This window comes from Agrobacterium tumefaciens, assembly GCF_013318015.2.
Taxonomy (GTDB): Bacteria; Pseudomonadota; Alphaproteobacteria; order Rhizobiales; family Rhizobiaceae; genus Agrobacterium; species Agrobacterium tumefaciens.
In genome coordinates, this window is the sequence record NZ_CP115842.1 from 2,112,501 (window position 1) to 2,137,456 (window position 24,956).

At 55.7% G+C, this 24,956-nt stretch carries 26 protein-coding genes, 1 tRNA gene, 2 rRNA genes and 3 pseudogenes (1 of these 32 only partly in view); 19 read left to right on the top strand and 13 right to left on the bottom strand.

What is annotated here, in order from left to right; translation table 11 throughout:
- The 4 genes and pseudogenes from G6L97_RS23020 to G6L97_RS23035 all read left to right on the top strand — a co-directional run.
- A 23S ribosomal RNA gene (locus G6L97_RS23020) occupies positions 1 to 2,245 on the top strand (it extends 562 nt beyond the left edge of the window).
- A gap of 249 nt (positions 2,246 to 2,494) precedes the next feature.
- Positions 2,495 to 2,609 (top strand): 5S ribosomal RNA (gene rrf, locus G6L97_RS23025).
- Between the two features lie 257 nt (positions 2,610 to 2,866).
- Positions 2,867 to 2,943 (top strand) — tRNA-Met (locus G6L97_RS23030).
- A 375-nt stretch (positions 2,944 to 3,318) separates the two neighbouring features.
- Positions 3,319 to 3,441, top strand: a pseudogene (locus G6L97_RS23035) (type II toxin-antitoxin system Phd/YefM family antitoxin); the annotation flags it as partial.
- A gap of 161 nt (positions 3,442 to 3,602) precedes the next feature.
- Here G6L97_RS23035 and G6L97_RS23040 read toward each other — a convergent pair.
- Positions 3,603 to 4,667 (bottom strand): class I SAM-dependent methyltransferase, encoded by a 1,065-nt coding sequence (locus G6L97_RS23040; protein WP_174003882.1) that lies wholly within the window; start codon positions 4,665 to 4,667, stop codon positions 3,603 to 3,605.
- 238 nt (positions 4,668 to 4,905) lie between these two features.
- On the opposite strand from G6L97_RS23040, the gene G6L97_RS23045 reads away from it, so the two are divergent.
- Positions 4,906 to 5,718 (top strand): nickel-binding protein, encoded by an 813-nt coding sequence (locus G6L97_RS23045; RefSeq protein ID WP_038495622.1) that lies wholly within the window; start codon positions 4,906 to 4,908, stop codon positions 5,716 to 5,718.
- A gap of 379 nt (positions 5,719 to 6,097) precedes the next feature.
- On the top strand, positions 6,098 to 6,733 hold the full coding sequence (locus G6L97_RS23050) for a GNAT family N-acetyltransferase (RefSeq protein WP_236761911.1): 636 nt from the start codon (positions 6,098 to 6,100) through the stop codon (positions 6,731 to 6,733).
- A gap of 397 nt (positions 6,734 to 7,130) precedes the next feature.
- Here the strand turns inward: G6L97_RS23050 and G6L97_RS23055 are convergent, their stop codons facing one another.
- A complete protein-coding gene (locus tag G6L97_RS23055) occupies positions 7,131 to 8,297 on the bottom strand; it encodes a serine hydrolase domain-containing protein (protein ID WP_174003884.1) in 1,167 nt (388 codons plus the stop codon).
- A 16-nt stretch (positions 8,298 to 8,313) separates the two neighbouring features.
- Positions 8,314 to 9,522 (bottom strand): MFS transporter, encoded by a 1,209-nt coding sequence (locus tag G6L97_RS23060; RefSeq protein WP_013762453.1) that lies wholly within the window; start codon positions 9,520 to 9,522, stop codon positions 8,314 to 8,316.
- Between the two features lie 90 nt (positions 9,523 to 9,612).
- On the opposite strand from G6L97_RS23060, the gene G6L97_RS23065 reads away from it, so the two are divergent.
- The gene (locus G6L97_RS23065; protein WP_013762454.1) at positions 9,613 to 10,509 is read left to right on the top strand and encodes a LysR family transcriptional regulator; all 897 of its coding nucleotides are present in this window, start codon (positions 9,613 to 9,615) and stop codon (positions 10,507 to 10,509) included.
- A 98-nt stretch (positions 10,510 to 10,607) separates the two neighbouring features.
- Positions 10,608 to 11,192 carry an SDR family oxidoreductase gene (locus tag G6L97_RS23070; RefSeq protein WP_174003886.1) on the top strand — a complete coding sequence of 195 codons (585 nt, stop codon included), beginning with the start codon at positions 10,608 to 10,610 and terminating at the stop codon, positions 11,190 to 11,192.
- On the opposite strand, the gene G6L97_RS23075 is transcribed toward G6L97_RS23070, so the two are convergent.
- Both G6L97_RS23075 and G6L97_RS23080 read right to left on the bottom strand, forming a co-directional pair.
- Positions 11,161 to 11,562, bottom strand: coding sequence for an AAA-type ATPase lid domain-containing protein (locus tag G6L97_RS23075; protein WP_013762456.1), 402 nt, complete (start codon positions 11,560 to 11,562; stop codon positions 11,161 to 11,163). The genes G6L97_RS23070 and G6L97_RS23075 overlap by 32 nt on opposite strands.
- 38 nt (positions 11,563 to 11,600) lie before the next feature.
- Positions 11,601 to 11,816, bottom strand: coding sequence for a hypothetical protein (locus G6L97_RS23080; protein ID WP_019567388.1), 216 nt, complete (start codon positions 11,814 to 11,816; stop codon positions 11,601 to 11,603).
- A 340-nt stretch (positions 11,817 to 12,156) separates the two neighbouring features.
- On the opposite strand from G6L97_RS23080, the gene G6L97_RS23085 reads away from it, so the two are divergent.
- Positions 12,157 to 12,279: a hypothetical protein gene (locus G6L97_RS23085; RefSeq protein WP_003518941.1), complete on the top strand. Its 123-nt coding sequence runs from the start codon at positions 12,157 to 12,159 to the stop codon at positions 12,277 to 12,279.
- Positions 12,280 to 12,479: 200 nt separating this feature from the next.
- On the opposite strand, the gene G6L97_RS23090 is transcribed toward G6L97_RS23085, so the two are convergent.
- The 6 genes and pseudogenes from G6L97_RS23090 to G6L97_RS23115 all read right to left on the bottom strand — a co-directional run bounded on the left by G6L97_RS23090 (position 12,480) and on the right by G6L97_RS23115 (position 15,653).
- Entirely contained in the window at positions 12,480 to 13,139 is a 660-nt protein-coding gene (locus tag G6L97_RS23090) for an outer membrane protein (RefSeq protein ID WP_013762458.1), read from the bottom strand.
- A gap of 207 nt (positions 13,140 to 13,346) precedes the next feature.
- Positions 13,347 to 13,730, bottom strand: a complete 384-nt coding sequence (locus G6L97_RS23095) for an ester cyclase (RefSeq protein WP_025594780.1) — start codon at positions 13,728 to 13,730, stop codon at positions 13,347 to 13,349.
- Positions 13,731 to 13,800: 70 nt separating this feature from the next.
- Positions 13,801 to 14,421 (bottom strand): histidine phosphatase family protein, encoded by a 621-nt coding sequence (locus G6L97_RS23100; protein ID WP_025594779.1) that lies wholly within the window; start codon positions 14,419 to 14,421, stop codon positions 13,801 to 13,803.
- A pseudogene (locus G6L97_RS23105) lies at positions 14,399 to 14,968 on the bottom strand (AAA family ATPase). Before G6L97_RS23105 ends, G6L97_RS23100 begins: the two are co-directional and overlap by 23 nt.
- 112 nt (positions 14,969 to 15,080) lie before the next feature.
- Positions 15,081 to 15,209, bottom strand: coding sequence for a hypothetical protein (locus G6L97_RS23110; protein ID WP_003518932.1), 129 nt, complete (start codon positions 15,207 to 15,209; stop codon positions 15,081 to 15,083).
- A 123-nt stretch (positions 15,210 to 15,332) separates the two neighbouring features.
- Positions 15,333 to 15,653 carry a hypothetical protein gene (locus G6L97_RS23115; protein ID WP_013762464.1) on the bottom strand — a complete coding sequence of 107 codons (321 nt, stop codon included), beginning with the start codon at positions 15,651 to 15,653 and terminating at the stop codon, positions 15,333 to 15,335.
- Between the two features lie 421 nt (positions 15,654 to 16,074).
- Between G6L97_RS23115 and G6L97_RS23120 the strand changes: the two genes are divergently transcribed.
- The 10 genes and pseudogenes from G6L97_RS23120 to G6L97_RS23165 all read left to right on the top strand — a co-directional run bounded on the left by G6L97_RS23120 (position 16,075) and on the right by G6L97_RS23165 (position 23,696).
- Complete coding sequence (locus G6L97_RS23120) at positions 16,075 to 16,347, top strand: helix-turn-helix domain-containing protein (RefSeq protein ID WP_013762465.1); 273 nt, start codon at positions 16,075 to 16,077, stop codon at positions 16,345 to 16,347.
- On the top strand, positions 16,344 to 17,585 hold the full coding sequence (locus G6L97_RS23125; RefSeq protein WP_013762466.1) for a type II toxin-antitoxin system HipA family toxin: 1,242 nt from the start codon (positions 16,344 to 16,346) through the stop codon (positions 17,583 to 17,585). Before G6L97_RS23120 ends, G6L97_RS23125 begins: the two co-directional genes overlap by 4 nt.
- On the top strand, positions 17,575 to 17,715 hold the full coding sequence (locus G6L97_RS23130) for a hypothetical protein (protein WP_156390030.1): 141 nt from the start codon (positions 17,575 to 17,577) through the stop codon (positions 17,713 to 17,715). Before G6L97_RS23125 ends, G6L97_RS23130 begins: the two co-directional genes overlap by 11 nt.
- 1,022 nt (positions 17,716 to 18,737) lie before the next feature.
- The gene (locus G6L97_RS23135; RefSeq protein WP_013762468.1) at positions 18,738 to 19,832 is read left to right on the top strand and encodes a helix-turn-helix transcriptional regulator; all 1,095 of its coding nucleotides are present in this window, start codon (positions 18,738 to 18,740) and stop codon (positions 19,830 to 19,832) included.
- Between the two features lie 633 nt (positions 19,833 to 20,465).
- Positions 20,466 to 20,591: a hypothetical protein gene (locus G6L97_RS23140; protein WP_256372464.1), complete on the top strand. Its 126-nt coding sequence runs from the start codon at positions 20,466 to 20,468 to the stop codon at positions 20,589 to 20,591.
- Between the two features lie 612 nt (positions 20,592 to 21,203).
- Positions 21,204 to 21,476: a type II toxin-antitoxin system prevent-host-death family antitoxin gene (locus tag G6L97_RS23145; protein WP_029658823.1), complete on the top strand. Its 273-nt coding sequence runs from the start codon at positions 21,204 to 21,206 to the stop codon at positions 21,474 to 21,476.
- Positions 21,463 to 21,621: pseudogene (locus G6L97_RS23150) on the top strand (plasmid maintenance toxin (PemK-like)); the annotation flags it as partial. The gene G6L97_RS23145 and the pseudogene G6L97_RS23150, both read left to right, overlap by 14 nt.
- 135 nt (positions 21,622 to 21,756) lie before the next feature.
- A complete protein-coding gene (locus G6L97_RS23155; protein WP_174003888.1) occupies positions 21,757 to 21,966 on the top strand; it encodes a hypothetical protein in 210 nt (69 codons plus the stop codon).
- 195 nt (positions 21,967 to 22,161) lie between these two features.
- On the top strand, positions 22,162 to 22,434 hold the full coding sequence (locus G6L97_RS23160) for a helix-turn-helix domain-containing protein (protein ID WP_236735824.1): 273 nt from the start codon (positions 22,162 to 22,164) through the stop codon (positions 22,432 to 22,434).
- Entirely contained in the window at positions 22,431 to 23,696 is a 1,266-nt protein-coding gene (locus G6L97_RS23165) for a type II toxin-antitoxin system HipA family toxin (protein WP_174003890.1), read from the top strand. The genes G6L97_RS23160 and G6L97_RS23165 overlap by 4 nt, the downstream gene beginning before the upstream one ends.
- 47 nt (positions 23,697 to 23,743) lie before the next feature.
- On the opposite strand, the gene G6L97_RS23170 is transcribed toward G6L97_RS23165, so the two are convergent.
- Entirely contained in the window at positions 23,744 to 24,148 is a 405-nt protein-coding gene (locus G6L97_RS23170) for a hypothetical protein (RefSeq protein ID WP_003518904.1), read from the bottom strand.
- A gap of 46 nt (positions 24,149 to 24,194) precedes the next feature.
- Entirely contained in the window at positions 24,195 to 24,413 is a 219-nt protein-coding gene (locus tag G6L97_RS23175) for a hypothetical protein (protein WP_112960386.1), read from the bottom strand.
- Between the last annotated feature and the right edge of the window lie 543 nt (positions 24,414 to 24,956).

Sequence of the window (24,956 nt, forward strand, 5' to 3'; positions counted from 1 at the left end):
CTACAAACAGTCGGAGCCCGCAAGGGTGACGGCGTACCTTTTGTATAATGGGTCAACGACTTAGTGTAACTAGCAAGCTTAAGCCGGTAGGTGTAGGCGCAGCGAAAGCGAGTCTGAATAGGGCGATTGAGTTAGTTGCATTAGACCCGAAACCGAGTGATCTAGCCATGAGCAGGCTGAAGGTTGGGTAACACCAACTGGAGGGCCGAACCCGTATCTGTTGCAATAGATTGGGATGACTTGTGGCTAGGGGTGAAAGGCCAATCAAACTCGGAAATAGCTGGTTCTCCGCGAAATCTATTTAGGTAGAGCGTCGACCGAATACCCTCGGGGGTAGAGCACTGGATGGGCTATGGGGACTCACCGTCTTACTGATCCTAACCAAACTCCGAATACCGAGGAGTACTAGTCGGCAGACACACGGCGGGTGCTAACGTCCGTCGTGAAAAGGGCAACAACCCTGACCTCCAGCTAAGGTCCCCAAGTCATGGCTAAGTGGGAAAGGATGTGAGGATCCCAAAACAACCAGGATGTTGGCTTAGAAGCAGCCATCATTTAAAGAAAGCGTAACAGCTCACTGGTCTAAATAAGGGTCTTTGCGCCGAAAATGTAACGGGGCTAAAGCCATGCACCGAAGCTGAGGATGTGACAGTTGTAGTGACTGTTGCGTGGTAGCGGAGCGTTCCGTAAGTCTGTGAAGGCGGACCCGTGAGGGCTGCTGGAGATATCGGAAGTGCGAATGTTGACATGAGTAACGATAAAGGGAGTGAGAGACTCCCTCGCCGAAAGACCAAGGGTTCCTGCTTAAAGTTAATCTGAGCAGGGTTAGCCGGCCCCTAAGACGAGGCGGACACGCGTAGTCGATGGGAACCACGTTAATATTCGTGGGCCTGGTGGTAGTGACGGATCTCGTGTGTTGTACATTCTTACTGGATTGAATGTGCGGCGAAGAGGTTCCAGGAAATAGCTCCACCGTATAGACCGTACCCGAAACCGACACAGGTGGTCAGGTAGAGTATACCAAGGCGCTTGAGAGAACTATGTTGAAGGAACTCGGCAAATTGCACGCGTAACTTCGGAAGAAGCGTGACCCCATTTTACGCAAGTATGATGGGGTGGCACAGACCAGGGGGTAGCGACTGTTTATCAAAAACACAGGGCTCTGCGAAGTAGCAATACGACGTATAGGGTCTGACGCCTGCCCGGTGCTGGAAGGTTAAAGGGAGGGGTGCAAGCTCTGAACTGAAGCCCCAGTAAACGGCGGCCGTAACTATAACGGTCCTAAGGTAGCGAAATTCCTTGTCGGGTAAGTTCCGACCTGCACGAATGGCGTAACGACTTCCCCGCTGTCTCCAACATAGACTCAGTGAAATTGAATTCCCCGTGAAGATGCGGGGTTCCTGCGGTCAGACGGAAAGACCCCGTGCACCTTTACTATAGCTTTACACTGGCATTCGCCAAGGCATGTGTAGGATAGGTGGTAGGCTTTGAAGCAGGGACGCCAGTTCTTGTGGAGCCATCCTTGAAATACCACCCTTATCTTCGTGGATGTCTAACCGCGGTCCGTTATCCGGATCCGGGACAGTGTATGGTGGGTAGTTTGACTGGGGCGGTCGCCTCCGAAAGAGTAACGGAGGCGCGCGATGGTGGGCTCAGACCGGTCGGAAATCGGTCGTCGAGTGCAATGGCATAAGCCCGCCTGACTGCGAGACTGACAAGTCGAGCAGAGACGAAAGTCGGTCATAGTGATCCGGTGGTCCCGTGTGGAAGGGCCATCGCTCAACGGATAAAAGGTACGCCGGGGATAACAGGCTGATGACCCCCAAGAGTCCATATCGACGGGGTTGTTTGGCACCTCGATGTCGACTCATCGCATCCTGGGGCTGGAGCAGGTCCCAAGGGTATGGCTGTTCGCCATTTAAAGCGGTACGTGAGTTGGGTTCAGAACGTCGTGAGACAGTTCGGTCCCTATCTGCCGTGGGTGTAGGAATATTGACAGGATCTGTCCCTAGTACGAGAGGACCGGGATGGACGTATCTCTGGTGGATCTGTTGTCCTGCCAAGGGCATAGCAGAGTAGCTATATACGGAATGGATAACCGCTGAAGGCATCTAAGCGGGAAACCAACCTGAAAACGAGTGTTCCCTATCAGAGCCGTGGAAGACGACCACGTTGATAGGACGGGTGTGGAAGCATGGCAACATGTGAAGCTTACCGTTACTAATAGCTCGATCGACTTCTTCGTTCCCATTGTTCATGCTCATCAAAGATGAGCATCATCTGTTCTGTCCTGACGCGCATAGCGCTCCGGACGGGCCGCGCCACAGGTATTTTGCTTGAAAGCAAAAACCGGAAGGCGCGACGACCTCTGGTCTGTATGGCAAACATACGGGAAGGGTCGCAGAAAGACGTGTTAAATTAAATGAAGCGCAAGCTTCCCAGCTTCTCGAAACAACACTCATGTGAAAACATGAACTGTGTTGCGTTTTGCCGACCTGGTGGTTATCGCGGGGCGGCTGCACCCGTTCCCATTCCGAACACGGCCGTGAAACGCCCCAGCGCCAATGGTACTCCGTCTCAAGACGCGGGAGAGTAGGTCGCTGCCAGGTCTGCAAAACGCAACAAATATCTTCTCAAGCAAACTCTTCGGCCCAGCCGATACAAAGGGCCGCTCAAAGCGGCCTTTTTGCATTACGGAACATGAAAACATAAGGAAAACGCCTCGTGCGTCCCTTAAAGGAGACAAATCGCCTTCGGCAATTTGCTCCGGCAATATACATCACAGCTTCCCTGTGATGCAGTCGCGATAAATCCAATACGGATTTACGCTGGTCGCGATAAATCCCATAGGGATTTACGCTGGTAACGCGGGGTGGAGCAGCCCGGTAGCTCGTCAGGCTCATAACCTGAAGGCCGCAGGTTCAAATCCTGCCCCCGCAACCAATATCCCTGCGATCCCAATAAAGCCCCATCACGAGGCTTTTTGCGTTTTTGCCCTTCGATCGCCTGGCTCGGCTCAACAGTTTGTCAAGTATCGCCCTCTCGTTGAGGAACTCTGTTTTCCTCTTGCCAGAAGCAAACGTCAGGATCGCGGCCAGATTGCCGCGCAGTACGATCACCAGTTCCGCACCATCTGGCACGAGATCAATGCGGTTACCAGCGTGAGAAGCTTATCGGCCGCCTGTGCCCTCGTCTCCTCGTTGCCAAGCTGGTCGTGAAGAGCAGCGATCTCCTCATGATGAAATTTTGCCAGATTGGGATGCCGCAGGGGAGGTGGCTCCTCCGCTTTGCGGATCTCGGATTACATAGAGGTTTCCGATGACTATGACACGTTTTTCCTGCCGTGAAGTCGATCTTGACGTTAGCAAGGCAAAGAAAGCCGCCCAAGCGGGACTTGTGATCATCACCGATCGCGGCCGGCCATCTCGTGTGTTGATGACGTAACGCGAGTTCAAGCGCCTCACCGGAAAGCGCAGCAACCTCGTCGAGGACGAAAGAGCACGAACGGCTGATCCCCACCAAATCTCGTCGCCAGTTTCCGCACCGTGAACTGGCAAATACTCTTGTCTACAATGCTGGCGCGCAACGCGCCCGAAACAATCCTAAACCCGCGCTTCCAGAACCATGTTGAAAGGCCCTGTGAAGGCTCGCCTGACGCTGGAAAAGCCACCCAAACGAATGACCTTTGAGAGCTTAGCTTCGCCGGCCTGAGCTCCCAATCCTTCACCAACCTCTTGGTCAAGTGACGTTGGCACGCAGATCATGGTTGAAGCATTGTAGTAAAGGCGGCCGACAGGATTCATATTGTCCGCCGGGCGGTCGCCCGCGATAGGTTCGACAATCATCCAGGTGCCGTTCTTTTTAAGGATACGAGACATGTGCCCCGCACACCCACGCGGATCACCCATATCATGCAGACAGTCGAAACTGGTGATGAGATCGAAATCCGTATCCTTGATGTCTTTGGCCGTCGCCGCCACGAATTTCACCCGGTCGTCCACCCCATGGCTTCGGGCATGCTTGTTGGCCTCTTCTATGGATGGCTCGTGGAAGTCATAGCCTGTGAAGCTGGCGTTGGGGTATGCCTCGGCCATAAGAATTGTCGAGAAGCCGACGCCACAGCCGACATCGGCGACCCGGGCGCCTTTCTCCAGTTTGTCCTCAACGCCATGAAGGGCGGGCAGCCACGATTGGACAATATTGTTCACGTATCCCGGCCGAAAGAACGCGCCCGTTGCGCAGAATAGGCAACCTGCAGTGTCACCCCATCGCACCCCGCCGCCGGTCCGGAAGCTGTGCTCAACCTTGGGCTCTCCCTCGATCATCGCCGCGACCAGATCGAAAGCTCCTTCGAGATAGACGGGGCTGTCCTTAATGACGAACACCATGGCCTGCTCGGGTGAGAGACTGAACATCCCGGAACCGCTGTCGTAGTCGATGTAGCCGTTTGCCGCCTGTGCCAGCGCCCACTCCCTGACGTAGCGTTCCAACAGGTTACCGGAGGCTGCCGCAAGGCCTGTGGATGTTAGCGGTCCGGCGCGGTGCAACGTATCGAACAGGCCCAATCTCAAGCCAATCCTGACAGTTGGAACACTGAAGGCTCCCCCTAGATCGCCCAGCATTTTGCCAATAAAAGAATTCAGTTTTGTTTCGTCGAGCTGTGTCATTTCATTCCCCCCAATTAATTGAGTTGGCGGGCAAAGGCTGACCGAAAATTTACGCGTCAGTGAATGCTCGTAGGCGACGTAAGATAGCCGAATACCCTGAATTTGTCACGCAAACCAATATCGCTCTATCGGTGGTCCGCTCCTGACTAGCGTTACAGGTAAGAGTGATGGACGATGGCGCGGGGAAGTCGTAAACTGGCTTCAAGACCAGGCAACGATATACTCCCGGGAGGAAGCAATGCCTATCTTCATGGACCGGCACGAGCTTGCCGGAGTTTCAGCGGCGGATATCGCCGCGGCACACCTTAAAGATCTCAACATTCAGGATCAGTACGGCGTCAGGTTCCTGACCTACTGGTTTGATGAAAGGCGTGGTACGGCCTTTTGCCTTATCGATGCTCCAGACGCTGAAACTGCGCAGTGCGTACATCGGGAAGCCCACGGATTTGTCGCCAGTGAAGTTGTGGAAGTCGCTCTGTCCGCTGTGGAAGCGTTTCTCGGGCGAATACAGGATCCCTTGTCGCTTGCTACCATCTCGAAAGATATGGATGCCGGCCACCGTGCGATCCTGTTCACTGATATTGTCGGTTCAACCGAGATGACGGCCCGCCTTGGCGATCGTATGGCGGCGGAACTCGTCCGCGCACACGATGCCCTGGTTCGCGGTTGTCTCGGGCGACGGTCGGGGCGTGAGGTCAAGCACACCGGCGACGGCATAATGGCTGTATTCTCGTCCGTACCGTTTGCCGTGGATTGCGCCATTGATATCCAACGCGAGTTCCATCGCTACAACAGCGGCAACGGTGAGCCCATTCACATCCGCATTGGACTGGATTGTGGTGAGCCGATCGAGGACAGCAATGATTTCTTCGGTGCGACAGTGCAACTGGCAGCCAGGCTCTGTGCCGCGGCCGAGAGCGACCAGATCCTGATATCGGACAAGACCTTCCAGGAATATGGCAGCGCCGATGTCCTCGTCCATGGCAATCAATACAGACTGAAAGGATTTGCCGACCCGGTCATCGCCTATCGTTGCGAGTGGCTGCACTAGCGACGTGATTTGAAATCTGATGTAGAAATGACCATCAAATGGTGATCTGCGCGGAGCCACCGTGCGGTTTGTTCGGTCGGGCAACACCGCCCTGATGTCTGGCGAGGTGTGGACACCTGCCCCACCGCCGGGCGGCCGCTCTGCGAAGCCGGAAAACTCTAGCCTCAGCTGGTCCAGAAACCTGGGGCAGTTCAAAATGGGCCGGACTCTAATTTATTCTCGAGGAAATTCTCAGTGGCAGGTCACGGTCACTTTGCAATTCAATGTCGCCTTGGTTGGGAGCCTATTGATGAAAAGTGCGGCATTAGATAGAAAAACTACAGAATTCCATTTCAGGCACTGATTTCCATGGCTAATTTGGGAAATCTCTAAACGTTGCATGGCATCGGCCGCAAATAATGTACGTCGCGCCGCCAAGCGGTACGCTGCAATGGCGCTAGCAAGAGCGCGATCAAGGATCGATGGAATGGACTTGGCGTATCGCCTCCCGGAGGAATTCTTCACAGAGCGGTTTCTAGTCAGGCGGGTTCAACCATCTGATGGCGACGCAATCTTTGCTGGCTGGGCAACTGATCGTGAAGTGACGAAATATCTCACTTGGCGTCCGCACACAGACCTTTCCCAGACGCAGGAAGCTGCGGAACGCTCCTATCTGGAGTGGGAAGGTGGCTCCACGTTTCCAGCGGTCATTTGCCGACGCGAAGTGCCGAGCGAACTTGTTGGAAGGATTGACGCGCGACTGGCGGGACCGCGAGTTTCCTACGGTTGGCTTGTCCGGAAGGATCACTGGGGACAGGGCGTTGCGACTGAAGTGGTAAAATGGGCGATCGAGCATGCCCTTACCCATCCGATGATCTATCGCACCGAGGCAGCTTGTGATGTCATGAACGTGGCCTCAGCACGTGTGATGGAAAAGGCTGGTATGACCCAGGAAGCGTTGCTTCGGCGGTATCTTTTCCATCCAAATTTGTCGAACGAACCAAGGGACGCTTTCCTGTATTCCAAAGTTCGCTGAGACCGTCCCGGGTTACCAATCCGGCTGTAGCTTCCCGCATAAACCAACTGGGTCTCTCACGAGCGACTCCTATGCGAAATCCAAGGCAAAAATCTGGATCATGTTCAGGATGATACGCATACAGCTCTAATCTCCCCGCGGCCTTCAGTCGCCGGACGGTGTCAACATCAGGATGCGCCCGCCCTAATCGTGGCGGTTCTTCACGAATGAATGAATCTCATGAAGCTGTTGGCTAATCGTGTGAACGAATGATATTTCGGTGAAGGGAGATTATCTGCGCGAGACGGATAAATCGTTGTTATAGCATGGTCGCAAAGAGGGGCGCCTGTTTGAACCCGCCTCAAGGCGTAGTCTTCGATTAGAATTGTTGGATAGCATCGCTAATTTCACTTCTCGCTCATGACGCCTCCGCCATCGCTGCATAGATGGCCCGACTGATATCGGTAGAAAACCGCCCGGCGCCAGACATGCCTTCAAATGCGGTATTGGTCAGGGCCACAACTGTCAGGCCGTTGCTTGGGTCAGTGAACCAGCTATGCCCGTAGGCCCCGCCCCAGCGCCAGGTGCCTGCCGGCTCGGCCACGCCTGCGGCCTGGCTGTCGCGCAGCACCGAAAAACCGAGACCATAGCCCCAGCCCGGCGATCCCTCGATGTCGATCCCGGCTATCTGGTCACGCGCCATCACGGAGGCATGATCGGCAGTCATCATATCACCGCCGCCCTGCCGTAACGCTTCTATCAGCTGCAACACATCGAACGCTGTGCCGACCATACCGGCGCCGCCTGAAGGAAAAGCCTTGGTATCAAACACCCGTGATGGATCCATCATGACGCTTGCCATACCGGGGAGCAATGGCAAGCAGTCCGGTTCGTGCATCCGGCGGGGACGTGGCGTGGCGTCCGCGTATGCAGCCGTAACCCGGGATGGATCGGAAAGCGCAAAACCGGTATCCTTAAGACGGAGCGGCTCGGTGACGAGCTTGCGGATGGATTCCGGCAAGGCGAGCCCTGTTGCCGCCTCAATCACCGCACCCACAACACCTATCCCCAACGAATAGCGGAATGCCGACCCCGGAGCGAAGGAGAGGGGGACGCCGGCAAGGCGCCGGATGTTGTCGGCAAGCGTCAGGTCGGAGCGGTCCATACCGTCCGACACGCCTGCTTGGGCGAGAGGCCCGCCTTCCGGCTCAAAAAAGCCGTAGCTGAGCCCTGCGCTGTGACTGAGTAGATGACGCAAGGTGATAAGAGCCGGTCGTCCCTCGAAGGTCGGCGTGAACGCCGGTAGCCATTCCGTGATTGGTCGATCGAGATCCAGTATCCCGCGACTGACCAGCGCTAGGGCAGCCGCAGCGGAGAAGAGTTTCGAGACGGAGGCCAGTCGGAAGATAGCGTCAGTTCGCATCTCCGTGCCGGCATCCCGGTCGGCGAGCCCTGCTGCGCGGCAATATATTGTTTTGCCGTCGAGCGCGACAAGGACGACAGCACCGACGATGCGTTCGGCTGCAATCGCGCCGTCTATCACAGCGTCCAGGCGCGATACGATCGAAGAATTTGAGGATGTCATGAGAATTTCCTTTGGATCAGGGATTGGCAGCCGGTGGGAAGGCATGATGGTGTGCAAGAAGTGTTGTGATGAATGCCGGGACGAGGAGGATAAGAATGGCTGGGGCGAAGCCGCCAACGCCACTCTGCTGCAGGATCAACCCGCCGACGATACCGCCACCGGCGATGGCCAGGTTCCAGGCGGTGACCAGCATGGATTGAGCAACATCGGCAGCATCGCCTGCGGTGTTCGAAAGAGCGGTCTGAAACAGCGTGGCAGTTCCGCCAAAAGCGAGGCCCCAGACCGCGATTGCACCGTAGACAACCGCTGGGTTCTCACCCCATAGCCCAAGCGCCAGCGCTGCAAGCCCGAACAAAGCGATGCTGGCGAGCGACAGGCTTCGCAGTTGACGGTCAATCAGGACACCGACGATCCAGATGGCTGCCAGTGCTGTCGTGCCGAAGACCAGAAGCACAAGATCGGTCCGCGCTGCCATGCCGGCCTCGACCAAGAACGGGGCGATATAGGTGTACAGGATGTTGTGAGCGAGGACGAAGGCAATGGTGACGAACAGGACCGGGCGCACGCCGGGCAGAGTAAACACCGTGCCGAGCCCGCGGCGACGCTCCATAGGCTGGCCTCCGAAGTCTGGCACCTTCGCGATAACCCAAACAACCAGTACCAGAGTCAAGCCGCTGATGAGGCCAAAACACGCCCTCCACCCGAGGAGGGTGCCCAGAAAAGTACCGGCCGGAATGCCAAGCGACAGCGCGAGCGGCGTGCCCACCATGGCCACCGCGATAGCCCGTCCCTTTAGTGCCTCGGGCACCATGCGTGCCGCATAGCCTGCGAGCAACGCCCAGAGCAACCCGGCCGAAACGCCGGCACAAAATCGTGCGACCATCGTCAGCAGATAGCTAGAGGAGACGGCTGTAACTGTATTGGCGATTGCGAAACCGGCGATGGCAGCGAGGAGTAACCGCCGCCGTCGTATGCCTTGCGTCGCCGCCGTCAGCGGGATCGCGGCGATGAGCGATCCAATCGCGTAGATCGTCACCATCTGGCCCACCAGTGCGTCCGACACGGCAAGGCCCGCGCCGATCTGCGGCAGCAAAGCTGCGGGCAACGCCTCGGTCAGAATGGTGATGAAGCCGGCCATGGCGAGTGCGAGCAGGCCCGAGAGCGGCAGACGACGAGGTTGGGGCGGGTCGACGGGGGACGCGGCGAATAAGTGCATGTTTGTCATGCCTTGACCATAAGCCGGTCTCCGCGATTGGAGAATTATGCTAGAGTTCTCATCATATCGGACATAGATGTCCGCAATAGGGACTAGTGGATGGAACATCTCGGCGCATTGAATGCCTTCGTTCAAACGGCAGATTGCGGTAGTTTTGCGGGTGCAGCCGCGAGGCTTGGCGTTTCTGGCTCGGCCATCGGCAAGGCGGTCGCGCGGCTGGAAGAGCGGCTTGCCGTTCGCCTCTTCCATCGCTCGACGCGCTCGTTGACGCTGACTGCGGAAGGAGCTCTGTTCCTCGATCGCTGCCGCCGCATATTCAGCGAGATCGAGGCCGCTGAACTGGAGCTGTCGCAAATCCGTCAGGCGCCGCGCGGACGTCTTCGTGTCAGCCTGCCACTAATCGGCATGCTGATGATGCCCGCAGTCATGGCCTTCATGCGTGCCTATCCCGAGATCGAGCTTGACCTCGACTTCACCGACCGGCTGGTGGATGTGATCGACGAAGGTTTCGATGCCGTGGTCCGCACCGGCGAAGCCCGGGACTCGCGATTGATGATGCGTCGGGCAGGGGCATTCTCGCACCGGATCGTCGGATCGCCCGATTATCTCGCGGCGCGTGGCGTGCCTTCGACGCCCGACGATCTGCTCGGTCACGCCTGCCATCATCACAAATATCCGTCCACCGGCAAGCTGGAGCGCTGGCCGATGGTGGCGGACGGCGCGGCCCTTGAACTTGTTCTTCCCGTGACATCGGTAGCAAGCACGCTCGAGCCGCAGATCTGCTTGGCCGAGGGAGGCTTCGGGCTTGCATGCCTGCCGCAATTCGCGATCCGGGAGCAGCTCCGGCGAGGTAGGCTGGTCAGCGTGCTTGAGGACTATATGCAAGAGGTCGGTGCCTTCCACATCCTCTGGCCGGCAAACCGGCATCCCTCGCCGAAGGTGTCCGCCTTCGTCTCCTTTATGGCTGAAAACCTTCTGCGTGAGCAACATAGGTGATTTGTCATTCGCGCGTTCGCACCACGCCTCGCGGCCTTAGGCCTCACTGGCGGCAACTGACGTTCGCTTGAAAGGATCAGGAGATCGTCCGCGCCTACGTGGCCAGCGCAAAGGCCAAGGCGCGCGACGATATTTCCGCCCATTCCGAAGGTCGCTCGCCAGCACTCGGCCAGCCGCCTGGGGCATGGCGTTCAGCGGTCGATTCGAGGCGGGTTTCGATCTTTTCGATCACCGATGCGCTTGCATACGGCATGATCGAACGTCAATGGGGTCGCATCGTCACCATCGGTTCATCGGGCATCGAGCGGCCCATTGCCGGTTTCGCCCTGTCGAAAGCGGTTCGCGCCGCGGACGCCGGGCGGTCGAAAACGCTGTCGACGGAGCTCGCGCCTCACGGGGTCACGGTCAACATGATCCTGCTCTGCCGGAGTGACACCGACCGCGTGCGCGTGCTGGATGACATCAGGGCTAGAAACGCCGCGCTTGAGCTAGCTGCCGTGCTGGAAGCGTCGCGCGGGGACATCCCCGGCGGACGTTACGGCTGCGCAGAGGAGTTCGCTGCCGCCGCCATTTTTCTTGCCAGCCAGCAGGCGAGTTACATTACCGGGTCGATGGTGGCGCTATCCGCAGCCTGTGACGCCGCCGCCCGCCTCAGCCCTTCATGCGCAATTTCCCGACCATAAGCTTGTGCTTATTCACCTTGTCGTAGAATGTCTTTCTCGAAATCTTCAGGTGCTTCATCGCCTGTGTGGCGCTTCTACCTGTCGCCGTCAGCGTTGCGGCGATGAGGCGGGCCTCGTAAGCCGTCATCATCGTGGCGAGGCCGGTCATCTCGGCGGATCCGCCGGCGGCGGGAAGCTGCTGTGGGCCGAGCAGTTGCAGCTGGGCAAAACGCTGTAATTCACGTAGGTTGCCCGGCCAGTTATGCGTGAGCCTTGCATGGCTGACGGCGCTCATTTCAGGTAAGGGCGCGCAGTTATTGGCGCTGGCGTGGCGTAGGAAGAAGCGGAAACAGGGCAATATGTCCTCAGGTCTTTCCCGCAGCGGCAGCACGGAACAAACGGGTCCCTAATTCGGCACAACGAGGGGTCTCAGTCAGCAGCCAGATATTCAACCGAGCAAAAGTCTTCACTACGCAAATGCGCCAAGTCTTCATCCAGTTGGCTAAGTCGCATCATATGTGCGGTGATCTGTAGTGAGATGATGTGCCGGTCGTCTATAGAGAAACGTTCCCACCTCTTGAGGTTGTCGATGACCTCAATGAGGTCGAGACGTTCTTGTTCTAGTTTCTCCAAATTCCAGATCATCGCAGCCGGCCTCCCGATTTGACTTGCGTGAAACGTAGCATGGCCGGATCGGTTCAAACCGATAAGATTTAGCGTAAATTTTATCTAAATCGCAAGTTGCTCCAAGCTGCGGTTGGCGTGCTTAAGCAAATCCAGGGGATCCGTCAGCTAGCCACCGCGCTTGGTCGCGAAGAGTGTCGTCGTCGAACGCATGGAACAGGCTTGTACCGATCCAATGCCTCCAGGGAACACCCGCATCATCCGCGGAACCTTGCCGCGCGGCAACGGGAGCTCGAGGTGCGGCTGAAAGTGCTGCTTGGCACATGGATTCTCAACCAACTGCAAAAAGCCGGCGGATGGAATGGATGCGCAGATGCTGCTCCACTTACTGCGGTGTAAGCTGACGCAGATGGCGCTGCGTGATGCCGATCGTGCACTGCTTGGGGATTTGCTCAAAGGGGAAATCGTGGGTGAGGCTGGCTGATCGTTTGCTGGAGGGAGAAGGAGCATGTCCGGTCGCGTCCGGGTCCTGGTCGGCATGTTCAGTCATTGTGGTGGCATTGCAACTGGCCAACAGGTGGCCCGTACTTGCCCACCCCTGTTTGTCGCTTCCCGCCTTCGGAAAAGGGACAAGAAAAAAGCCCGGCACAATGGCCGGGCTTTTGCTGTTGCTGTCCGGGTGAATCAGAATTTTACGCCGAGGCCGACGCGTATTGCATGCTGGTCGACATCTGCATTGATTGCAGCGCCGCCGAAATCGAAATCCTTGTCGCCGAAGTCGGTGTAACGATACTCAACGCGTCCGAACACCATGTCGGTAAACGCGTAGTCGAGACCAACGCCGACGGTGTAGCCGTTGAACGTTTCCTTCACGTCGGCAATGCCCGGAACTTCCGCGTAGCCGCGAGCATAGGCCCAGCCTGCGGTACCATAGACCAGGGCACGGTCAAATGCGTAGCCGACCCGGCCACGAACCGAACCCTGCCAGTCAAACCCGTAGTCAAAGCCCGTGCCAAGGATAGTGGCTGAATCATCGCCCCAGTTCTTTTCGAAGTCTGCTTCGAGGCCAACGACCCAGCTGTTGCCAAGGTCGTAGTTGAAGCCGACGAAACCACCGGCAAGAGCACCATCGAAGTCTGCGGACGTTTGGCCGGGAAGGCCGACGATCGAAGCGTCATTGTTGTTCCAGCCGTAGCCGGCCTGGACACCGGCGGTAAACCCGGTCCAGCTGAACAGCGGCGCAACGTCTGCTGCCGGGGCTGCAGGAACTTCTGATACGGCATCGGCCGCCATTGCAGTCGATGCCGCAAGCACGAATGCGATAGTCGATACGATTTTCTTCATAGTCTCTGAACTCCCTTGTATGAGAGATCATTCATATGCTTTTTTCCTGAAATATGATGTAACCTTTGTGCAACGCCCGCGACCTCAGCAGCTGTCTGCATAAATTTGAGGCTGTCCGGCTTCAGTGAGCGTTTCGTGCAATCACACTCTTTCGGCTCATTTTTCTGGCGCTGGCGGGCCACAGATACCTTCGCCGGGTGACGGCCGTCAGCCGAGCTGGCGCTCAATTGCGGCCTTGTCGATGACCGACCAGACCCTGCGGATTTTTGTCTGTTCGAAGTCGTAGAAAACATGCTCGCAGAACTGAACGCGCCTGCCATTGACCGGAAGGCCCATGAAGGTGGATTTGGGAGTGCAATCGAACGAAAGCCGGGCGCCGATCCGGGTCACGTCGCTGACAAGTATCTCTGCCTGGAACCGAAGGTCTGGAATATCAGCAAAGTCCTTGACCAGCATGTCGCGATAGCCCGACAGGCCTAACGCCCGGCCGTTGTGTTCAACAGTATCGTCGACGAATGCGCCGAGCTCATCGAAGGCCTGACGGTTGAGGCAGTCGAGATAAGCCAGGTAAATGACGTTAAGTGTATGCATGTGTTTCTCCCCTGTCGACATGGCGAATGACGTCCATGGCCCTTGGCTTTCTGGATCACGACCGTGCAGGTCAAACTGTGATGAGCTCGCACCTGCCATCATCTAGTCGGTAAAATCCATCCTGCGGAACGGGCAGTTCGAGCATCTCCAGCTTCGAAAGTCCGAGAAAAACACCCCGAAGAATCCGCCCGAACAGGCCATGGGAAATGGCGATCGTCGGATGCTGGAGATCCGAGATCCATGACGTCGCGCGCTTGCAGGCGTCATCAAAACTTTCGCCATCCGGTGCCCTGAAATACCAGTCGAATGCGTTGGATCCTTCAAGACGCCCAGGAAATTCGGCATCAATCTCAAATCGCGTCATGCCGTCCCAGGAGCCGGTGGTGACCTCAACGAGGCGGTTATCTTCGAGACACGGGAGCGCAACCTCGGCCTGGACCCGTTCTGCTGTCTGTCGCACGCGCCCGAGCGGGCTGATTTGCATCCGGAAAGACTGTTCATCGTCGCAGAGAGCGTCACGGAGCAGGCGCGCGACTTGATCGGCCTGTTCGATACCGCGCGCGGTCAGCGGGGAATCCTGTTGCCCCTGAAACCGGCCAAGACAGTTCCAGACTGTTTCGCCGTGGCGCAGGAGATAGATTGTCGGGACAGCCACGCTTGCTTCACCTTTATGTTCGTAATCGATTGCCATCGCTCGTGGCATCAATACGGAAACGTGCCGATTGCAGCGCATTGATGACCGCCTCCAAGGCCTGATCCCTGTCCTTGCCCGACAACGATAGTACATTGTGCTCGAAAGCCCCGAGATTGGCGAACTGGGCATGAAGATCGGCCACGACCAGCGGATCGCGGAGGCTGTCGCCGCCGCGAGCCTGACAGCGTTCGATTGCTTCTGTTACTGTCGTGCGCAGCACGATGTAGTGCAGCGGGCATGCAAGCGCCAGGAAGGCCGGGAGCCAGTCCGGTCGCACGACGCCATCGAGAATGACGAAATAACCCGCCTCGGCATAGCGACCTGCGACATCGGCGGCGATCTGCATGATCATGCGGTTTTGTTGATCGGATTCGGGAAGTCAGGGATCGATGCGGCCATGCTTGATGTATCCCCACAGATCATCGCTATGAAAATGAACCTTTGGCACGCCGCGCAAGTGCGCAAGCGTTTCGGCTATTGTGGACTTGCCGGAGCCTGGGTGGCCGGAGAGAAGCAGGATATGGCCGCGAAGATCGTCTGTCATGGTCGTTCACTCACCCGGGGCAGGCATTCGGCGGCTGATAGTACGGTCACCGGCCAAAGTTGCCAGGCTGGCGTTTCTTGTCCTCGCCGGTAGACGGGTGAAAGAACCCGCCCTATCTGGCAAAGGTTGTCACCAGGTATGCGGACGCCAGAAGCAGGCTGACGATTGTGAAGAATATCAGGGCCGCCGCCAGTTCATCAAACATGCCTTCGCGTTCATTGCGATTCCAGTCGTAAGCCAAAGCCAACCTCCATCGTTGTTGTGAGAGGAGGGTGGTCGCGTATGGTTAACGAAAACCTAAAATCATTAAGCTGAATTTCGCCGGTACGAAGTGCCATTGACGGCGGGAAGATGGCACATGGCGTCAACCGGCGGGTTCGGAAAAGCTGATTCCGGTTTTGCTGTCGAGGACGATATGCAGGTCTCGGATCATGCCGGCTGCCTGCAGCAGGGCGTTTCGCACGTCGTCATCGCTGCGCCATCCGTGTTCGATGGACAGGGCGACGGTGTGGATGTCGACGACACTGTCGCGACCGGGACCGGAGGGGATTCCGATCGTTTCGCGCATGTCGCGGATTGTCGTTACCGCCCGTTCAAGCATGCGGCGCTTCTGATAGTCGTCGAGGTTCTCGAGCCTGTTGGCGTCGCGGACGAGTTCGGCAATGAAACTGTTGGTCAGGGTCATGGTATGAGGTTGCCGGGTCGACCAGGCGGCGTCAACTGAGAACCGGCAGCGTGGGCTTCAGGCTGCGGTTTTAAGGTGTTGGCGTGATGCCCGTGCATCAGGGCCCAACGCGCGGCGAAATGGATTACGCCGTTTATCATCGTGATACTTATGTTTATATATCATATAAATAAGTAGTTTTTCGGATGTAAAACATTAATACGATAGTAATGGCCGGTGTATCAATTTATCGGGCAATGATGATGAAACAATAGGCCCGTGAGACGAGGCAAATACTCTTGCTCCTGCCAGGTGCGATCCCACAAAGATTCCCGATCAGGATGATTTGGCGCGATCGAGCGTAAGACTTACTGATCGGGAAGCGATTCCTTGATTCTTTGGAAAACTTCCTGTACGGTAAGTCAAACTATGGAGGTTGACGATGTTCAGGTCCGCGCGTGATTTCGGCGCTGCTATCAAGGAGAGACGCAAAGCACTTGGCTGGACGCAAACCGGTCTTGCTGCCCGTTCCGGAACGGGGGAACGCTTCATCGTCGAGCTTGAATCGGGCAAGCCGAGTTGCCAGCTCGAAAAAGCCCTGATCGTCGCACGCGCAGTTGGAATCGATCTTGGCGATCTCAAGACGGTTCAGACTGTGCAAGTCGCGTCGGACGATGACCTCGGCTTTTTGCCGATGTTTGGTGCTGATCAATGACAACCATCTACTACGAGACCTTGCCTGTCGCCCATCTGACTTTTGAAGGCGAATGGAGGTTGGACTATGATCCGGGCTGGGAAGCGCGCCGCCCGGCCTTTCCGGTGTCGCTTACCATGCCGCTGCGTTCCGGATCCGTAGGTGCAGCGAAGCTGCTTCCCTGGCTTGCCAATCTGCTTCCGGAAACCCATCTTGCCGAGATCGGTCAGCGCTTCAAGGTTTCCCCGCAAGATATTGTCGGTCTACTTGCTCATATCGGACGTGACACGGCGGGGGCACTGTCGATCGGGGAGCCGCGCAAAGCTGGCGTCAACCTCCGGCCGGTGCCGGACGAGCAGGCGCTGGAGCGTATTCTCAATGAACTTCCTGCCAAACCCTTTCTGGTCGGAGAGCGCGGTGTTTCCATGTCGCTTGCTGGCGTCCAGGAGAAACTGCCGGTGTTTGTTGACGGGAACGGCCGTATTTCAGTTCCGGTTGATGGGACGCCATCCACGCATATTCTCAAGCCGGATACGAAACGCCTTGCGGGGAGCGTGGAGAACGAAGCCTTTTGCCTGTCGCTTGCACGTGCCTGCGGTCTTGAGGCTGCCGAGGCGACGATCGGAGTAGCTGGCAAGCGGCGTTATCTTCTCGTGAAACGCTATGATCGCTTCACCGACCCTCAAGGCGAGATCCGCAGGTTGCATCAGGAGGATCTTTGCCAGTTAACCGGTTGCTTCCCCTCGCAGAAATACGAGCGATCCTCGACCGGCCGCGGCGTGACCATGAAGATGATGTTTGACGCCGTCAGCGATCTTGTTTCGCCTGGCGAGCGGTTGAAACTTCTCGATGCGGTGATCTTCAATGTCCTGATCTGCAATTCGGATTCGCATGCCAAAAATTACTCTATCCTGATTGGTGCCGGTGGGTCCGCGAAGATGGCTCCACTCTATGACCTGATGTGCGCTGCCGTTTATCGCCAGGTCGACCAGAGCCTGCCGCAGGGGATTTTCGGTCGGTTCCATGCGCCTGACCTGCGGCGTGCCGACTGGCAGGCACTGGCTGATGACATTGGATTGAGCGGCGCATCGACACTGAAACGGGTGGGGGAGCTTGCAAAACTGGTCAGCGTCGCATGCGATGAGGTGGCACCATATATCGTCGCCCTCTCCAGCGATCCGACGAGGATTCTTGAGCGAATTACTCACAGCGTTCAAAAGCGGTGCCGGCGAATTCAGGAGCAGATGCATGATCGATGAAACGCATCTTGACTATAATCCGACCACTGATTTGGAAGTCTGTGCGGAATGTTTTGACCGCGAAGTGCTGTTTAGGAAGCAGTTCTACGATGACATCATGTTTCGCTATGCAGGTGTGCCAAAGCGATAGCCAGTAAGCGGGCGAACTTTCGTGACATGACGCCTGTTGTTTCAAAGTTCGAACCGCTGACGAGACGCGAGTTTTTACCACAATGCTACATCGGCAGCACAACGATCCGAAGCTCGACGCATTCAGGTTCGTGTCGCCTGAATGTCGTACCCGCCACCGGGACGTGCGACCGCGTGGATATGATCGGCCGGCTTCGGGAGCAGTAGCCGGTGTGTCAACCGACAGAGAATACTGATGGCTCGGAGGGCGGATCTTCATGCTCGGACGCTATATTGCGAACACATCGGGACCGTGGAGAGCAGCAGTCTTCTTCCTAGCCATGTGCGGGGGTGAACTCGCAGTTTGTTGAAATATAAATTTTGTGATTTAAATACAGATAATTGAGATTGTTTATAAAAGTAATTTGTTAGGATTAAGGTAATTAGCCGCTGCTAAAGGAGCGTCCTCTTGCTACAGGAAACTTGTCGCGCGCGGAATGTCCGCATCGAGATCCCGATCGATGACGTTATAATCGGCCTCTGAAAATTCGGCGCTATTTTCTGTTTGCCTGCTGATCCACAGTACGCACTGTGAAATATCGTCGGTTTCGAAAACGGGCTCTTGCCTGTCAGGCCTGACCCACATCAACACGTAACGCATTGATATTGCTCCAGTTTGATTACAGGGCAAGTTAATATCTAGCTTACCCCAGGTTTGCGTACCCCAATTGGGGTATGTCTGGCTGATCGGGTTCGGGTTTGCTCCAAGACGCTGACTGATGTCGTTAGGTGACGATAAGACGGCTGAGAAATGCAACGAGTGTCTTGCCGACGATTGAGCGCACATCCGTCCGGTCCGTCGTAGAAGCCCGTTGCGCCTGGAAGGCGTACCTACCTGCTGCAGTTGATGGCTTCGGGAGGTGGATGAGAAACGGGCGGCTTCCAGCTCGACAAGTTTGTTTGTTCAAGTATGCATGAAAACAACTTCTGGATCTGGTGCTGTATTCTGGCTATACAAATATACTTTGGTGGGTGAGGGGGAAAATGCCGGTTGATATCGCGGTTTTTCATAATCTGCTGAATCGTTTCCAGGATGCAGCGCTGGAGCCCTCGCGTTGGCCCTCGCTTCTGGAGCAGATTGCTGAGGCAACTGGCGCCGGCGGCATCAATGTCATGGCACCGGCAAGCTCCGGCTCGGTCGGAGGTATTCTTTTCACCGAGAGTTTATCCTCGATCATGGAAGCCTATATAAACGACGGCTGGAACACGCGAGACCACCGGGCAAAATTCATACCGTTGATGAAGCGTAACGGAGTTGTCCTCGAGGAGGATTTCGTCCGTAAAGATGATCTCGATAATCTCGAATACTATAAATTCATGGCGAAGCATGGATTCCAGCATACAGCAGTCGTCAATTTTTCCTCAGGTGAGGACGATTTGTTTTTCGTCCTGCAACGCAGGCTCGGCGATGGTGGGTTCGGGAACGATGACCGGGTTCACCTCGCTACTCTCAGAACCCACCTTCAGATGTCCGCGCGGATCATGGCACTGTTTTCGGCTGGCGACATGAGAGGACGTCTGGCCGCGTTTGAGCGTGCAGATGTTGCGTGCGTTTTCTTTGACCATCGTGGTCATGTGGTAATGGCTAACCAGAAGGCGGATTCGCTTCTCACCGGGGATGTCAGAATAGCGCATGGAAAAATCAGGGCAGCGTCGTCACGGGAGACAGTGGTCTTTGAGACGACGCTGAACAAGGTCATTCGATCGAATGATCTGGCTCACGGCGAAGTCGTGACGTTGACCCGTGGTGAGAAGAGGCCGTTGCTTGCGCGGATCGAAAGGGCTGGGCCAAATGTCCGCGACGTTTTCGCCAGGTCGTACGCAATGGTGCTGTTCGAAGATGTGAGTGATAAACGTTTCATTTCATATGACGTGCTTCATCATCTGTTTGGGCTGACGCCGTCCGAATGTAAAATTACGGCGCTTCTTGCCGACGGTGCCGATCTTAGAACCGTCGCCGGTCATTGTGGAATTCAGTATGAAACGGTTCGTACCCACATTCGGTCAATCCTGCGTAAAACCGGGACCGAACGACAGGCGGAGCTATGTGTCCTTCTTGCTGGCATTCGGCTACGCTAACACGCAAGGCTACTTCAGTATGCGGTGTTCAGCCGCATGATGCTGATGCCTGGTTTTTCGCATCATGCAAAAGTCTTTCCAGATCCTGCTTATAGGCCCGTAGCCCCGGATCGTGCAGGCATTGCTGTACGAGCCGCAGGCTTTCGGTGTAGAGAGCCACACCCGCCTTTGCTGTGCCGCAAATGTCGATTGCATTCCGGGCACGTGTTGCAAACGGTTAGATCTTCTCACTCATATACGTGTCCGAGCAGATATCCTTGCCAGGTACCGCGTGTTCGCTTGCGGCGAAAGCAATCAGGGTTACGGCGCTGGTTCGGATGCATTTTTTAAATTGCATGTTTGAAGTCCCCAAGCTGAATCTTCGCATCTGGGAAGCTTGCGTATTGTCCGCGTCCTGGATGTGAGCGGTTAGAGACAAACAAAAAGACGGAGCTGTCGCATTCTCCAATTAGGGTACGATTATGGTGCCCGTTTATGATGGTGTCTGGCGCATCGTCAGCGCATCGGGCGAGGGATATAGCCTTGCGCTGAGGAATGATTCATCCGTTCAGCGAGAGGTTAGAATGAACTGGCGTGTAACTTTTCTTATCCTTCTGTCATCACTTTCCGTGTTTCCTTTTTCCGGACAGGCTGATGCACGGTGTGAACTGGCCCCGGCTAACGGTGGCCGATCTTACGGGTGCGGCGGTGGCTCTGCGCAACGACAATCATCTGGAGCTGATGCAGCCGCATTGCTGGGGCTGGGCATTGCTATACTGAACGCTCTACCGGAACCCGAGGACAGACCTGTACAGACATTTCGTCCACGCTCGTCGGATAATATCGATCGGATGAGCCGGGCATTTGGCAGAGCAGGCGCAATTGCCAACGCTGCAAGTACGCCCGATCCCAGACCGTCGGTTCAGAGGCCGGTTAGGAATGGCCAGGCCCCTTACGCGAATGATGATTGCGTAGCATTTAAACAGCGCAGTCGGGGCAGGATCGATTGGGACTACGTTGACGTCATCAACAAGTGCAATATCCCCGTACAGGTCGTCATGTGCTACTACATGCCCGGAGATGAGCGGAAATGTGCCGGCAAATCAGCTTGGGGTACGACCTCAACAATCGGTTCTCGTGGGAAAACAGTAAGCGTCTCGGACACCCGTTCGCACCCATACAAAGTAAAGTACTTTGTATGTGACATGAGTGGTGTGAGCAACAACAGCAAAATGTGCTTGCGACCCAAGGTGTGATGTCTCATGGGCAGCGGTTTCTGTACGAGGAGCCGCTGACTGTATTTGATTATGTAATTCAAATTTTTGTATTGAGATATAATACTTAATACTCGGTACGGTTCTTTCTTTTGCACCGGCTCCCGGCGGCTGAGTTATTCTGCCACTTTTTCCAACACGGCTCGAAAATTTTGGAGCCTATCATCACGCTGCAGTCCGCGAGCCCGTCATTATCACCAAGAACGGTCGGCGTCGCCCCGTTGTGATTGCCTATGAGGACTATATGCGCCTCGCAAAGCGTGATCGCCGAGTCGAACTTTCGACGACGCTCGGCGACGATGACCTCGCCGCCACTGAAGCATCGCAGATGGAGCCGGGTCTGGAACATCTCAACGCCGAACTGTTGACGGACAAGCATTCTGCCGACTGAACCAAAGGTCGGCGGGCTGTTCAGATATTCGCACCTTTGGCATTGGCCGCACCTCGAAGGCCGTGAGGAGGGCGACAAGGATCGACCGGTGCTGGTTCTGGCGATAGTTGACGAAAGCTTCGATGAAGCGGACGGGGTTGTCCGGGCCGACGTAACCATCAACCGCTTCCGGCAGAAGCAGCAATTGCGTGCGATCTGTTCATGAGAGATGTGCCATGGCAGAATCCAGCGCAATATAGTGCTGTGTGGAATTAGCCAAGCCGTTTCAAGAAAGATTTACGTGAGCGACAAACTACATCTGGAATTACAGGCGACCGATCTTCTGAAGATGTTCAATCAACTCCCACCTTTTGGGGATAAAGTCATTTTCCTTATAACGGCTTTATATGTGTCGGCTGCCGGATTGCCGCCAGCGGCGGTCTCCGGCGGCGATTGGCTCAGTCAGGTTGCCGTTGCTTATCTGGTGCGGGATGTTTGTTGCTGCAGTTGATGTGGTTTGAGCGTCCGTGCACTCAGTACGATCCTTTCTTTGGCGCTGGCTTCCGGCGGCTAAGTTATGCCGCTACCTTTTCCGGCATGGCTCAAATCACCGACTTGCGATTTATGTAAATGCTATTATATTGGCAGTAATGTCGTTTATTTGTATTTGGGTGATAATATGTTAGCATTTAGGATGGCATCCCCGGTGGAAGTTATCAGAGGTTTGGCGGACAGAATGAAGCGCCGACGGATTGAGCATGGATTGACCCAGCGTGAACTGGCTTCGAGATCGAATGTGTCCTACGGATCGTTGAGGCTATTTGAAGAAACCGGGAAAATTTCGCTCGAGAGCCTTGTGAAAATTGCGTTTGCCCTTGAGGCGGAGGCGGAGTTCGAACGCTTGTTTCCAGGTCGGCCGCCGCAGAATATCGATGATGTCATTGATCGTCCTCTCAAGCAGCGTGTGCGCCGGAAATGAAGTTCAAGCCAATCCAGCAGATTAAGGTGTATCTGAATCTCGAAGGGAACGAGAGGAAACTCGGTACCCTCGCCTGGAGTGGCAAGGAACGGAGGGCTTACTTCGAGTACGCGGCGGAGTTTCTGACATCGCCCCTTTTGATTTCTCCATTCCATATGATGGCGGCCACCGGGTTGATTGCGGCGCCTCGCGATCCGTTCGACGGGCTCCATGGGCTATTCAACGACAGCCTGCCTGACGGGTGGGGTCGTCTGTTGCTGGACCGCCGTCTACAGCGAGCGGGCATTGATTACACCCGGCTCACGCCGGTTGACCGTCTCTCGGCGGTGGGCAGAACGGGAATGGGGGCACTCTCATACATTCCGGAATTGCCAGACGATCAGAAACAACAGGCCGTCACTGATCTCGATTGGTTCGCTGATCAGGTGGAGTTGGTACAGACGGAGATGGACATCGCCGACATCGATCGTTTGCAGGGCGCACAGGGCGGATCCGCGGGTGCACGTCCGAAGATTATGATCGGCTTCAACCAAGTGGAAAATACCTGTGTTCTGGACTACGGCCAGCCGTTGGGCGCGGGGTTTGAAAGGTGGATGGTCAAGGCACCTAGTTCCGATGATCCGCGGGAGATTGGCGCTGAAGAAAGAGCCTATGCGCTTATGGCGGTAGCTGCAGGACTGACGATGGCTGACACGCAGCTGTTGGAGACCCGGAAAGGAAGGCGGCTTTTCGCGACGAAACGTTTTGACAGGACACCTACCGGCAGGCTCCACATGCACACGGCAAGCGGCCTGTTGAATGCCGGCCATCGTGAGGCGAGTGTGAACTATGAGCAACTTCACAAGCTGACCCATATGATGACCCGCGACGCTGCGGAAGTCCTCAAGATGTTTCGAAATATGGTATTCAATGTCTATGCCAGAAATCGCGACGACCATGCTAAAAACCATGCATTTCTTATGGACGGGAATGGTAGGTGGTCTCTGGCACCCGCATACGATCTTACGTTTTCGTCCGGGCCAGGCGGTGAGCACAGCGCTGCAATAGCCGGGGAAGGTAGAACCCCCGGCATGTCTCACCTTTTGGCGGTCTCCAAAGCGGCTTCGATCCCGGATCAATATGCCAGGGAGGTTATAGAGCAGGTTCGAGAGGCCGTAGATCGGTGGCCCCAGTTTGCGGAAGAAGTTCGGCTATCCAGATCCCGTACTGCTGAACTCGACAAATTCCTGAATGGTAATCGGCTGGCTGATCGGCAATTTTAGTGGCCCTTGGCGGCGCTCATCGGTTTAGGTGAACGTCAAGCCGTGCCTTACACGCCTTTTATGATGTCGCAGATGCCCTTGCGGATGACATCCTTGTCGGCGATCTGTCCTGCCTGAATGTTGAAAACAGCATCGATCCGGACAGCTGCGCCTTTCTGGCGGGCGACAACGCGCAGCGTCTGAATCCTGCCGCTTCCGCTGGTTTCCTGGTGGGCATCGATTGACGACAGTGCCTTGTTGATCTGGATACCTGAGAAACCTTCTGCTGCGACGGCCTGGGCGAGCTTTTGAAGGACCGCGGGTGCTTTGGCTTTCGGCAGTTCCTGAAAGGATTTGTAAGAGACAGCTGTGACCATCGGCACACCTGAGACTGTGAAGTTTTTCTCGCACGATGCTGCGAAGGCCGGGCTGGAGACGGTGATCAGACCGAGAATTGCGATGGCATGTTTCATATTGCGTAATCCGGTTGTTGGTGAAGGTTTTCAGCTGTTGGCCGCATCAGCATGTCGACCGTTTTCCTCTGTAGGTTGATGGCGGTGGTAAAGCTTCATGGGCTTGTGCAAGCGTTTCCAGCCATGTTGCGAGGCCATCTGGAACTGTATCGTTGCCGGCTTCCAGCGCTTCGATCCATGAGAGTTCACATTGCAAGGCAGAGGCAATATTGATTGGCGTCCAGCGGATCACCCGCAGGCATTCATTAAAGCGTTCTGGCGACATGATGATTTGTTATTTTCCCCGTATTTTCGCGCAGAGGCTCCCTCACGCAGCCGCGATAGTCAATCATTTTGTGCAACTTTTGATAGGCTGAACGATCCGTATTTACCTGTCATTCGATTGCGATGAGGGTAGCACGCGCTGCAGGGTGCGCAGGTGGAATATTATACCTTCGTAATCGCTATTAATACATATATTTGTATATTTATACTTGTTGTCGGGAATTGATTTTCCTTTGGTGAGGGTGAGTGGGTGGTTTGGTTAGGATTGGATCAACGAGAGTGTCGATAAAACATATAATTTATTCAGCTGGACGCACAAAACATATAAATAATCATAAACTAACCGCATTAAGGGGAGAGTGGGGATTTGATTGGTAAAGTTCGTCTGTTTGTGTGCAGATAATTTTGGACCGCTATAACCATGTGATTTTATATAGGTTTTTACAGCGAGGTGGATTTATTTATATGGGGAAGCGGGAAGGAATCTGATTGGGAAATGGATTGAAAAGGCGATGAAAATTAGCGGCGATCGATTACAATAACA